11 protein-coding genes are annotated in these 12,043 nt (G+C 59.9%); 4 read left to right on the top strand and 7 right to left on the bottom strand.

Going from position 1 to position 12,043, the window contains the following annotated elements; translation table 11 throughout:
- Positions 1–76: 76 nt before the first annotated feature.
- From KFS80_RS22995 to KFS80_RS22970, 6 genes are all read right to left on the bottom strand, one after another.
- The gene (locus KFS80_RS22995; protein WP_212546036.1) at positions 77–1,402 is read right to left on the bottom strand and encodes an LLM class flavin-dependent oxidoreductase; all 1,326 of its coding nucleotides are present in this window, start codon (positions 1,400–1,402) and stop codon (positions 77–79) included.
- Between the two features lie 7 nt (positions 1,403–1,409).
- Positions 1,410–3,764, bottom strand: coding sequence for a TonB-dependent receptor (locus KFS80_RS22990; protein ID WP_212546035.1), 2,355 nt, complete (start codon positions 3,762–3,764; stop codon positions 1,410–1,412).
- Positions 3,765–3,893: 129 nt separating this feature from the next.
- Entirely contained in the window at positions 3,894–4,967 is a 1,074-nt protein-coding gene (locus KFS80_RS22985; RefSeq protein ID WP_212546034.1) for an AraC family transcriptional regulator, read from the bottom strand.
- A 42-nt stretch (positions 4,968–5,009) separates the two neighbouring features.
- Positions 5,010–5,627: a glutathione S-transferase C-terminal domain-containing protein gene (locus tag KFS80_RS22980; RefSeq protein ID WP_212546033.1), complete on the bottom strand. Its 618-nt coding sequence runs from the start codon at positions 5,625–5,627 to the stop codon at positions 5,010–5,012.
- 14 nt (positions 5,628–5,641) lie between these two features.
- Positions 5,642–6,679 carry an ABC transporter substrate-binding protein gene (locus tag KFS80_RS22975; protein WP_420851069.1) on the bottom strand — a complete coding sequence of 346 codons (1,038 nt, stop codon included), beginning with the start codon at positions 6,677–6,679 and terminating at the stop codon, positions 5,642–5,644.
- Positions 6,680–7,714: 1,035 nt separating this feature from the next.
- Complete coding sequence (locus KFS80_RS22970) at positions 7,715–8,161, bottom strand: low affinity iron permease family protein (protein ID WP_246542000.1); 447 nt, start codon at positions 8,159–8,161, stop codon at positions 7,715–7,717.
- Positions 8,162–8,407: 246 nt separating this feature from the next.
- Between KFS80_RS22970 and KFS80_RS22965 the strand changes: the two genes are divergently transcribed.
- The 4 genes from KFS80_RS22965 (at position 8,408) to KFS80_RS22950 (ending at position 11,240) form a co-directional block, all read left to right on the top strand.
- Positions 8,408–8,971, top strand: a complete 564-nt coding sequence (locus KFS80_RS22965) for a hypothetical protein (protein ID WP_246541993.1) — start codon at positions 8,408–8,410, stop codon at positions 8,969–8,971.
- A complete protein-coding gene (locus tag KFS80_RS22960) occupies positions 8,971–9,399 on the top strand; it encodes a phage holin family protein (protein WP_159811416.1) in 429 nt (142 codons plus the stop codon). The genes KFS80_RS22965 and KFS80_RS22960 overlap by 1 nt, the downstream gene beginning before the upstream one ends.
- Positions 9,396–10,220 (top strand): DUF3618 domain-containing protein, encoded by an 825-nt coding sequence (locus tag KFS80_RS22955; protein WP_212546031.1) that lies wholly within the window; start codon positions 9,396–9,398, stop codon positions 10,218–10,220. The genes KFS80_RS22960 and KFS80_RS22955 overlap by 4 nt, the downstream gene beginning before the upstream one ends.
- A gap of 90 nt (positions 10,221–10,310) precedes the next feature.
- Positions 10,311–11,240 (top strand): ZIP family metal transporter, encoded by a 930-nt coding sequence (locus KFS80_RS22950; RefSeq protein WP_212546030.1) that lies wholly within the window; start codon positions 10,311–10,313, stop codon positions 11,238–11,240.
- A gap of 6 nt (positions 11,241–11,246) precedes the next feature.
- Here the strand turns inward: KFS80_RS22950 and KFS80_RS22945 are convergent, their stop codons facing one another.
- Positions 11,247–11,975, bottom strand: coding sequence for an NAD-dependent epimerase/dehydratase family protein (locus KFS80_RS22945; protein ID WP_212546029.1), 729 nt, complete (start codon positions 11,973–11,975; stop codon positions 11,247–11,249).
- Positions 11,976–12,043 lie beyond the last annotated feature (68 nt).

The following is a 12,043-nucleotide window of genomic DNA, read 5'->3' as shown; positions in this document are numbered from 1 at the left end:
AGAAACCAGTCTAGGGCTATCGTTGTGCAACGAAAGATCCATTCCACGGATTTTTCATGGAGCCATCGCTACCGGCTTAACGCTGGTAACGATTACCCGGCCGCTGCAATCCCAGATGATCACGCAGCGTGCTGCCGCTGTACTCAGTGCGGAACAACCCGCGCTGTTGCAGCAACGGCACCACGCCGTCAACGAAGTCATCCAGACCTTCCGGCAGGAACGGCGGCATGATGTTGAAGCCGTCAGCAGCCTGGCCGACGAACCATTCTTCAAGGGTGTCGGCGATGGTTTTCGGCGTGCCGATCACGGTGTGATGGCCGCGCGCGCCGGCGACTTTCAGGTACAACTGGCGAATTGTCAGGTTTTCCCGGCGCGCCAGATCGATGAACAACGCCTGACGGCTCTGCATCGAATTGCTTTGCGGCAGCTCTGGCAACGGGCCGTCCAGATCATATTCGGACAGGTCGAAACCACCGGCCATGCCCGCGAGCATCGCCAGTCCAACCCGTGGCTCGACCAGATCCTGCAACTGTTGGTATTTGTCTTCCGCTTCACTTTGCGTGCGGCCAATCACCGGCGAAATCCCCGGCATGACTTTCAACTGCTCAGGACGGCGGCCGTAGCCGGCGAGGCGACCTTTGACGTCGGCGTAAAAGGCTTGGGCATTGCTCAGGGTCTGTTGTGCGGTGAACACCACTTCAGCGGTGCGCGCGGCCAAGGCCTTGCCCGGTTCCGAGGAGCCAGCCTGAATCAGCACCGGGTAACCCTGTGGCGTGCGCGGAATGTTCAGCGGCCCGCGTACCCGGTAATTTTCGCCGTGGTGATTGAGTACATGCAGTTTGTCCGGCTGGAAAAACACGCCGCTGGATTTATCGCGGATGAAAGCGTCGTCTTCGAAACTGTCCCACAGGCCGGTGACAACATCGATGAATTCTTCAGCGCGCTGATAACGGTCGCCGTGTTCGAAATGCTTGTCGCGGCCAAAATTCAGCGCCTCCAGATCGGTCGCCGAGGTCACTAGATTCCAGCCACTGCGCCCGCCGCTCAAGTGATCGAGGGAGGCGAACTTGCGCGCCAGTAAATAAGGTTCGTTGTAGCTGGTCGAGACCGTCGACACCAGGCCGATGCGCTCGGTCACCGCTGCCAGACCCGAGAGCAGCACCAGTGGATCGAAGACATCGCCAGCGGTGGTGAACTGGCCCAGTTCCGGCGAGCCCATCAACGCCAGGTTGTCGGCGAAAAATATCGCATCGAACTTGCCGCGCTCGGCGGTGGTGGCGAGTTTTTTGAAGTGCTGGAAATCCAGTCCGCCGCCAGCCCAGGCACGCGGGTGGCGCCAAGCGGCGAGGTGATGGCCGCTGCTCATGAGAAACGCGCCCAGGCTCATTTTTGCTGTTGTCATAGTGTCCTCAGAAGTCATAGCGCAAGGTCAGGCCGGCAGTGCGCGGCTGGCCTGGCGAGGCGGTGTAAAGACCGTTGGAACCACTGCCAACAGCCAGGTAATACTCACGATCGAAGGCGTTTTTTACCCACAGCGAGGCGTCCAGCAAACCGTCGCCGTAGTCCATGCGCGCGCCGACCGAGAAGTTGGCGAGGCCGTAGCCGTCGATCTTCGCCAGGTCGGAGTTGTCGAGGGTGCCTTCGCTCTCGGAGCGATAGGCATAGCTGCCGGTGGCGTAAGGTTCGATGCGGTCAATGCGCGGCCACTTGTATTCGCCGTTGATGTTGCCGATCCAGCGCGAGGCGCCGGCCACACGCTGGCCGCTGAGGTCGCAGTTGGTCTGGCCGGGGTTTTCCGAGGGGCAGGGCGCGTCTTTGAACGACAGATAGGTGACGTCGTTGAACGAGCCGTTGACGTTCAGCGTCAGCCCGCGCACCGGCACGGTGGTGGCCTCAAATTCGAGTCCACGTGAGCGCACGGTGCCGGCGTTGGTCAGCAATTGGTAACCGGTCAACGAGCCCGGCGGCTGGTAGTAAGTGGTGGCTTGATAGCCGTTCACGCCAGTCCAGAATACGTTCGCGTTGAGTTGCAAACGCTGGTCGAACAGCTGACTTTTGATCCCCAGTTCCGCGTCGTTCGCCCGCTCGGGGCCGACCAGCAATGACTCAGCGCCAGCGCTCGGAGCCGAGCCGACCGCAAGGTTGACGCCGCCGGATTTTTCGCCGTGGGACAACGAGGTGTAGCCCAACACATCGTCGCTGAAGTGGTAGCTCAAGCTGGCCAGAAACGACGGTGCGGCGTTGTACAGGTGCAGGTCGCCGGTGTCGTAGGCGCCGACCTGGCCGGCGCGGATCGCGTTGCCATCGACCACGCCCGGGATCACCACTGGCGTGCCGCCACCCTCAGGGGCGAAGCGCTTAACGTTGGCTTCTTTTTCTTCGTAAGTGCCACGGATGCCGGCGCTGAAATCGAGGCGCTGGGTCAGGTGCCAGGTGCCTTGGGCAAACAGCGCGTAGCTCTCGGTGTCGATCTTGCCGTTGACCTTACTGCTGACGTTGTTCAGCGCATTGAGATTGGCGCCGATCAGGTTGAGATCCGCCAGCGGCCCGAGGTCGGTGAAGATGCGGTTGCCGAGGTCTTGCTTGAACGCGTAGGCGCCAACCACGTAATCAAAGAACTCGCCTTTAGGCGAAGCCAGGCGCACTTCCTGCGAGAACTGCCGGTCGTGGACTTCGTAGCCGAAGTCGTTGATCACCGGCACTTCCAGTTGGTCGGCGTCGTTGGCCGGGTTGAAGTGCCAGCTGCGATAAGCACTGATCGAGGTCAGCGTGTAGCCGCCGGCCAAGTTCCAGTTGGCTTCAACGGAACTCGCATTCTGGTGCACGCTGACGTTCTGGCGGCCATCGATGTTGCTCTCGCCCACCTGCGGATTCGCCCCGACCAGTGCCGCGCGGCGCCAAAACACGGGCCCCGCGCCGTAAATCACGCTGCTGCCGCTGCTGGAGTTTTCGCTGTTGTATTCGTTGATCCAGCGCAGGCTGAAATCGTCGTTGGGTTTGAACAGCAATTGCCCGCGCAAGCCTTCGCGCTCGCCACCGAGCAGTGTGCGGTCGTCGTGGCGATTGTTCAGGTAGCCGTCATCGCGGGTGCGATAGAACGACAGGCGACCGGCGAGGGTGTCGGTCAACGGCCCGGACACTGTGCCTTTGCCTTGAAAGTAGCCGTCCTGCCCACCCGACACTTCGAGGCTGCGCTCGGGGGTGAACGTCGGGCCACGGGTGGTGATGTTGAGCACGCCCGCCGTGGTGTTTTTGCCGAACAACGTGCCTTGCGGCCCGCGCAGCAATTCCAGTTGCTCGACGTCGAGCATGTCGAACGCGGCCATGCCGGGGCGGCCGAGATAGACGTTATCCAGGTAAATCCCGGCGCTGCCTTCGAGGCCATCGCTGGCCGGGTTGTTGCCGATCCCGCGCACGGCAAAACTGGAAACCCGCGCATGGACATAAGCGACGTTGACGCTCGGCAAGGCCTGTTGCAGATCCTGAATCTTGTAGATGCGCTGGGTTTCCAGGTTGGCGCCGCTGAGGGTGGTGATCGGCGTCGGTACGTCTTGCGACTGTTCTTCGCGACGGCGCGCGGTCACGGTGACCTGTTCAAGCCTTGGTGCTGAGTTATCGGCTTGAGTTGCCGTCGGTGTGGACGCTTCGGGCTCATCGGCGGCGAAGCTCTGGGTCGAGCAGAGGACACCGGGCAGCGCCAGCCATAAGGAAAAGCTCAGGGGCTTGAGGCGATGGGCCGTGGTGGCCGAGTAACGTAAAAGCATGGACGCAGAGCTCCTTTTTTTGCCGCGCGACGCAATCGGTCGGGCTCGGTAGGAGTGCCATGCTAGAGCGTGTGAAGGAGAGAAAAGGGGCCTGCGCGGACAACCTATGGTCCGGCGCAGACAAGTGACTCAAACCGCGATCGACAGTGCTCGCTCAGCCGCGAAAACAGTGGGCCGTGGCACGTAACGTTGAGGTTGCAAAGGCACATCATCACGCCGCCATTTGCCCGGACTTTCGCCGGTCCAGCGACGGAACGCGCGATTGAAACTGCTCGGCTCATTGAAGCCCAGTCGATAGCAGATTTCGTTGATCGAGCAGTCGGTCTGGCGCAGGTAACTGAACGCCAGTTGTCGCCGGCAATCGTCGAGCAACGCCTTGAAACTGCTGTCGTGTTTGAGCAAGTGCCGATGCAGATTGCGCACACTCATGCCGAGCTCGTCGGCGACACGACTTTGCTGAACTTCACCCAGAGGCAAGTAACGAATAATCGCCGCGCGCACCCGCTCCGGCAGATTCAGACGTCGTTGCCGTTCGAGGTAGTCGTTGAGCACGCCATCGAGTCCTTGGGCCACGGCGTGATTGGCCGTGGTCAGCGGCGCATCCAGCCAGCGGTTGCTGTATTCGATGGCATTTTCGCCGGCGTCGAAGCGGATCGGGCAACCGAGCAAACGTGTCCAGCGCAGCGGATCTTGTGGGGCAGGGCGGGCCAGGCGCACGCCGTGCACGATCGGCAAATCCACCCAGGTTTGCCGGGTGAAGCGCACTGCGCAAGCAATCGACGCTTCGGTGGCGATCTGCTCCACCTCCGCGCCGTCGGCCACGCCGTAAACCATGCGCGTGGTGTGCGGCCCGCGAACCAGACTCATTGCCGCTGACGTGGTGATCACCGGGGCGTAACGCACGCCCCGTTGCAACGCTTCAATCACCGTCGAACTGCTTTGCGCGGCGAAAAACAACCCGTGAAAATCGGTCGGATAACTGTGCTGCGCCACTTGCAGACCAAAACATTCGTCAGCACTGATGCGCCGCGCCGCCCGCCAGAATGCGCTCATGGCGGGAAGGGCGATGCGTTGATCAGGGTCATGCAGATGACAACGGCTGATACCGGCCTCGCTCAGCAGCGGGGCGGCGTCGATGCCCTGTGCTTCCAGCGTGCGGGCGATGACTTGGGCCCAGGTGGCAATGGTATCGGTGCTTGGCATGGTGGTTCTCCGGCGTATTCGGTTATCCGTCCTCGGGGTGATTCAGGCGAGGCCTTCGGCGGCCAAGGTCTGCACCACTGATTCCCGCGCGCGGAAGCGACCGAGTGCGGCCTGCAGCGCAGGGAAATCGTTGAGCACACCGACGCGAGCGCTCCAGCCAAGGAAGACGCCGAGGTAGGCGTCCGCCACGGTGAAACGATTGCCGACCAGATACTCGGTTTTCGCCAGTCGTGCTTCGATCGGTTTCAGTGCGTTGGTCAGTTGTTCCAGCGCTCGCTGGCGAATGCCGGGGAATGCGCTTTCGTCAGCGCTGTAACGCTCTGGGCGATTGATCGGGCGAAACGCGCCAACGTGTACTTCCGTCGCCACGTAACCGAGCCAGCCTTGAATCTGCGCGCGCTCGACTGAACCTGCCGGTGCGAACAATTCTGTGCCGGGTTTGAGGTCGGCGAGGTACGGCAGGATCGCGGTGTTTTCGGTGAGCAGCGTCTGGTTATCCAGCAACAGCGCCGGCACGCGACCGGTCGGGTTGATCTGGCGATAGGGCGAGTTCGGGTCGCCGAGGGTCACGCGCTCGACGCTGATGGGCAGTTGCAATTCGTGGATCACGACATGGGCAGCGAACGAGCAGGCACCGGGGAAAATGAACAACGTGGTCATGGAGAGTCCTTGTTTTAGCGGCTGGCTTGTGGGGTTTGCGAAGCGGTGTCGGTGTGTTGCAGGGCTGCCTCGATGAAGCGCGGCTCGGCCCAGGTTTTCACTTCAAAGCCTTTGCGGATCAGTTTCGCGTTGAGCGCCAGATCGACGCTGCGCTGCAAGTTGTCGAGGAACGGCGCGTCGAGCTGCGGGGCGAAAATCTTTACCAGCGATTGGTCTTTGGCATCGGTAGTGAGGATGTCTGCGGGGAAACTGGCGAGTTTTGAAACCAGGTTGATGTAGTCCTGTTTGTGGTCGTCGTTGCGCAGCCAAGTGATGGCGGGTTGTTGCGCTTTGATCAGGCGCGCGACCAGTTCCGGGTGTGCGTCGACAAAGGCGCCACGGCCTAACAGCACGGCTTGCATGCTGCCGGCGCCATCGAGGTCGACGGTGGTCAGCGGCAATTCGGCGAGGCCGCGTGCCTTCAGCGCTATCACGCCGGCACCCGACCAGGTCGCGTCGATTTGCTTGGCGGCGAGTGCCGCGTTGGCGGCGTTGTAGTCGAGGTTGACGACTTTGTAGTCGCTCTCTTTCAAGCCTTGGTGCGCGAGTGCCGAGGCAAACGAAAGTTGCGTGGCGGTGCCTCGGAAGATAGCGACGCGTTTGCCTTTCAGCGCTTCGAGGGTGGTGATGCCCGAGCCCGGCTGTACGGCGAGATAGAGTTTGACGTCGCGGGCCGTCGCACTGAGCAAACGCGTGTCGAGGCCACCGGCCTTGCCGATGATCGCTGGCAAGTCGCCGAGGTAAGCGAAGTCTTCCTGGTTGTTGGCCAAGGCCTCATTGATCGCCGGCCCCGCGCCTTTGAAGAAGTCCCAACGGATCTTGATGCCGTCCTTTTCGAACTCCTTTTCCAGGGTTTGTCGGTCGCGTAACACATCGACAATCCCGGCGCCGCTGGGCGTCGGCCCGGCGCTGATGTCAGGCACGGCGATACGGATTTCCTTGACCGTATCGGCCAGCGTCAGACTGGAAACGAGTAAAGCGGCGAGGGTAAGCGCGGCTTTCGGAAGGGAAATTCTGCTAAACGACGTCGTTCGACTCACACGGATGCTCCTGCAAATTCCAGCGAGGTGCCGGATCGAAGGCGCAGGTATAGCGGCGTACACACGCAGAAATAAAATAATTAAAAATGTGCTGGTTAGTCGCTTTGGGCATATGACCGACAGCGCATAGCTTGGGACAGCAATGCTTTTCAGGCATAAAAACTATGCCGAGCCAAATCCCCCTTAGATACCCCGTCGTTCACTGTAGGAGCCGTGCTTGCTCGCGAAGGCGACAGCCCAGGCAATGCAGTGTTGAATGACCCACCGCCTTCGCGAGCAAGCTCTGCTCTACAAGTTTTCTGCCGTACACAAAACCCCCGGCACGCCCCAACCCCCTGTAGGAGCTGAGCTTGCTCGCAAAGGCGTCAGCTCAGGCAATGCATAGTTGAATGACCCACCGCTTTCGCGAGCAAGCTCGCTCCCACAGGTTTCTTTGTCGCTCACAAAACCTTGGGCACGCCCCAAACCCCTGTAGGAGCTGAGCTTGCTCGCGAAGGCGTCAGCTCAGGCGATGCATTGTTGAATGACCCACCGCTTTCGCGAGCAGGCTCTGCTCCTACAAGTTTTCTGCCGTACAAAAAGTCCCGAGCACACCCCAAATCCTTGTGGGAGCGAGCCTGCTCGCGAAGGCGTCAGCTCAGGCAAATGCATTGTTGAATCACCCAACGCTTTCGCGAGCAAGCTCTGCTCCTACAAGTTTTCTGCCGTACACGAAACCCCGGCACGCGCCACCCCCCCAGTGGGAGTGAGCCTGCTCGCGAAGGCGTCAGCTCAGGCAATGCATAGTTGAATGACCCACCGCTTTCGCGAGCAAGCTCTGCTCCTACAAGTTTTCTGCCGTACACAAAACCCCGGGCACGCCCCAACCCCTGTGGGAGCGAGCTTGCTCGCGAAGGCGTCAGCTCAGGCAATGCATAGTTGAATGACCCACCGCCTTCGCGAGCAAGCCCGCTCCCACAGTTCGTAATGTCATGCACACATTCCGGGGCGCGCTTCAAAACCGCTGCGTCAGCGTTGGGTCTCACCCGGCTCCACTTCGGCGGCGGCAGCTTTGACAGGCACGCCATCTACAAACGCTTCATGCGCTTCAGGGTCGAGATTGACCTGGTGACGCTCACCCAGCGAGCTATAGCGATCACGCAGTTTGCGCAGATCCCGTGAACCCATTTTATCCAGCCCCAACGTCGCATTCTGCGCCGCCGTGGTCGCGCGAATCAGTTCATCAATCTTCAGATGCAAAATGTCGTTGTCGCGGTTTTGTGTGTTCTGGATCAGAAACACCATCAGGAAGGTGATGATGGTGGTCGACGTATTGATGATCAGTTGCCACGTATCGTTGTAGTGAAAGTACGGCCCGGTCAGTCCCCAAACCCCAATCAAGACGATCGCGAGAAGAAAAGTTTTCGAGCTGCCGGCCCAGTTTGAAAGGCCTTGGCAGAAACGTGCAAAAGTCATGAGTGCGAGCTCTCGTTGAATGTAACGAGTCTGACCGCAGCCAGTTCTTGAAATTCTTTTTTACATTTAGACCGCTCGTCGCCATGTTTGCGCGCGACCGTCGCTGCTGGAAAACCTTCTTGCAGGTCGCCCATCATCCTCTTTGAACTCTGCGTCAAACTCCTCCGTCCTCTGCAGTGAGGGGCTCAGGGCAATCCTTGCTGCGCAGTCCCGTAAAACGTTTTCATTCAGAAGGCGAGGGACGACATGAATACTTCAGACAGCAGAGCAGGATCTCAGACCGGCGATCCGGCAGGCAGCAAGCCTGAGCACGACTTTGAGCATTTAAAGGAAGAGGTCACCGAGGCGTTGGGCGGCGCGAGGCATCAAGCCGATGCGCAGTTTGGCCAATATCGCGACACCGCCGCCGATCAGATCGAGGCATTGGCGCAAGGTGCGAAAAGCTTTGTGTCGGAACTGGAGGACAAGGACTCACTGGGCATGTCCGACTACCTCAGCGACATGGCGGAGTCAATGACGGGGCTGGCCGGCAATCTTCGCGGCAAGAGTGCCGAACAGCTCTTGCACGATGCGGCGGATCTGGCGCGCAGCAATCCCGCGCTGTTCATTGCCGGGAGCATTGCCGTGGGGTTCGGATTATCGCGATTCCTCAAGGCCGGCACGGGCGCGGCGGTCACCGTCAGCGCCCATCACGATCCGGCAGCAGGCAGTTCCTCCATGCCGCCATCAGACGGTTATGGCGCCCATCGGCCTTATGAAACGTCGCCCGCACCGACCCCCGTTGCGCCAGTCGCGAAAGGAGAACTGTGATGAACAGAGACGATCCGGATCTGCCGGGCACAAGACCTCTTGCGCAACCAGACGACGCTTCTGTCGTCGGTCTGCTTCGACAGCTGTCCCGCGAAGTGCCCGCGTTATTCACCAAGGAACTGGCCTTGGCCAAGGCCGAGCTGCAAACCAGCCTCACCACGCTGAAGGCCGGCATTGCAGCAGTGGCGGGCGGTGCAATCGTTTTTCTGGCGGGTTTCATCATCCTGCTGATGTCGGCGGTCTACGCTTTGAGCCTGTTCATGGCGCCGTGGCTGGCAGCGTTGATCGTCGGTGTTGTGGTGATGATCATCGGCTTCGCCATGTTGCAAACCGGCAAAAAACAATTCGAGCCGTCCCATTTCAAACCTGACCGGACGCTGGACGCTCTGAACAAAGACCAGGAAGCGCTGCGGAGGAAAGTCTCATGAACACTGAACTGGATATCGAATCGCAAAAAAGTCCCGAGCAGATCGAACGGGAAATCGACGCGCAGCGCGCCAGCATCGGCAACATCGTCGACCAGCTGGAAAGCAAGTTCACCCCCGGTCAGATGTTCGACCAGGCCTGGGGCCTGATGCAAAACAATGGCTCGACGTTTATCACTAACCTTGGCACCAGCGTGCGCAACAACCCCGTGCCTGCGGTGCTGACCTCGGTGGGTCTGCTGTGGCTGATGATGAGCCAGAACCGGCCGCCGGTGCCGCAACCGGTCTATCGGACCGGGCCCGATCAGGACAGGGCCGGGGAATGGGCGGATGGTTTGGCGGACGGTATCGACAGTGCGCGCGACCATTTGCACCAGACGGCCGATTCGCTGAAAGAAGGTTACCAATCGCTGAAAGGCAAAGCCGCACACTTGGGCGACAACGTCGGTGCCGCCAGTGAGAATCTCAGCCATGCGATGCACGATGCCGGTGATCGGTTAGCACGCAACTCACAGGTATTGGGTCAGCAGTTCAATCAATTGCTCAAGGAACAACCCTTGGTAGTCGCCGCCGCCGGCATCGCACTGGGCGCCTTGCTCGGTGCCGCGTTGCCAACCACCAGCACCGAGCAGCGCATGATGGGGCGAACCAGCGCCGGGCTGGTCGATAAAGTGAAAAAGCAGGCGCAGGAAGGCTACGAAGCAGTTCGCGATACCGTGACGAAAACCACTGAACAAGAGGCTGTCGCCGCCCGTTCAGACTCCTCGCCTGCAACATCGTCGCCCCCGTCCGCCGATCTTTCCCAAGGCTTGGGAACCTCCTGATCGCGGAGAACCGGAGGCCCGCAATGGGCCTCCTTGCCTGGGGTAATGATCGTCGCTTGATCAGTGAAAACACATTGAATGGTGGGAATGATGTCCGAACCTGCAACGCCTTCTGAAACGTCTTCACGAAACTGGTTTAGCCATCTCACAAATTCTGGCTGGGGAGGTCGCGCCTTCTGGCTAGCGCTGGCGTGTGTGTCTGTTTTGTTGATGGTCAGCGGTTATGGCGCATTCGTCGGCGCCAACAAGGCGAATCTTTATTTTGCTTTTCTGGGCGGGCTGTCCGGATTTGGCGCCACCGCATTAGGGGCGGTGGTGGCGATAGCGTTGCGCGACATCGCTGCGCGTACGCAAGACATCATGCTTGGGTTCGCGGCCGGCATGATGCTTGCCGCCAGTTCTTTTTCGCTGATTCTGCCGGGCATCGAAGCGGCACAGGCCTTGTGCGGCAATCAGTTGCTGGCGGCTTGTGTGGTGGTGGCCGGGTTGGCGCTGGGCGTGGCGCTGATGGTCGGACTGGATCGCTTCGTGCCGCACGAACACGAAAAAAGCGGCCGGCGCGGGCCTGAAGCGAAGCGCATCAATCGAGTCTGGCTGTTTGTATTGGCAATCACTCTGCACAACCTGCCGGAAGGCATGGCGATTGGTGTGAGTTTCGCCAACGGCGACATGCAGGTGGGTTTGCCGCTGACAACCGCCATTGCTATTCAGGATATTCCCGAGGGGCTGGCGGTTGCGCTGGCACTGCGTGTAACGGGGCTTTCGGCATTGCGAGCGGCGCTGATTGCCGTCGCTTCAGGTCTGATGGAACCAATCGGCGCCATCGTCGGTTTGGGCGTTTCCAGCAGCTTCGCGTTAGGGTATCCGATCGCTCTTGGTCTGGCGGCTGGCGCGATGATTTTTGTGGTGTCCCATGAGGTCATTCCGGAGACCCATCGCAATGGTCACGAGACGCCCGCGACTCTTGGATTGATGCTCGGTTTTGGAGTGATGATGTTTCTCGATACGGCGTTGGGTTAACGCGCGTTACTTGCCCTCAAGAATCTTGAAGGCATCATCCAGCGGCGCATAGCCGACGACTTTTCGCGTTTCATCGATCGAAAGACGCTTGTATCGATTGTCCGAAACGCCATGGACAACGTGGAATCCGTTCAGCTCGGCATCCACGCAATCGCGCAGCAACGCGACGACATCCCGCACACTGATAAACGCCGCAACGTCCCTGTGGCTGTGCGCTTCACCCGGGTGAAACTCGTTTACGTTGGCAATGCGCACGGCGACGGTGGTCATCGCACCGTCGTTGGCATGCAGCGATGCCAGTGCTTCGCCGAACGCTTTGCCGACCCCGTAAAGATTGCCGGGCCGGGGCGCCATGTTTTCGTGGACTTGTACATCCTTGGGGTAGCCTTCGATGGCCTGAGCGCTGCTGGCGAAGATGAAGCGCTTGCAGCCTTGCGTCTTCGCGGCGAGCAGCATGTTGTAAGTGCCGACGATATTCACCGGCAGGACGGAGGTCATGAAATCCGCGTCCGGATTCGGATCGGCCGCCAGGTGAATGACGGTGTCGATGCCTTCGCAGGCTTCATGGCAACGGGATAAATCGGTGATGTCGAGGGCGAAACGTTCGCTGGAATCGGCAAGTTTTGATACGTCTATATCGGCTAAGCGCAGAACCAGTTCATCGCCATACGCTTTGTAGAAGGCGCTGCCGATCTTGCCGGCAGCACCCGTGACTAATATTTTTTGTGCGCTCATGTCCGTATGTCCTCAGGGTGAGATTCCATTCTGGTTCTCGACCGACCGATGAGTACCATCCTTCTTCG

Source organism: Pseudomonas rustica, from assembly GCF_018336155.1.
GTDB classification, from domain to species: Bacteria; Pseudomonadota; Gammaproteobacteria; order Pseudomonadales; family Pseudomonadaceae; genus Aquipseudomonas; species Aquipseudomonas rustica.
Note: the sequence above shows the minus strand (reverse complement) of the source record. Positions and strands in the feature narration are given on the sequence as shown.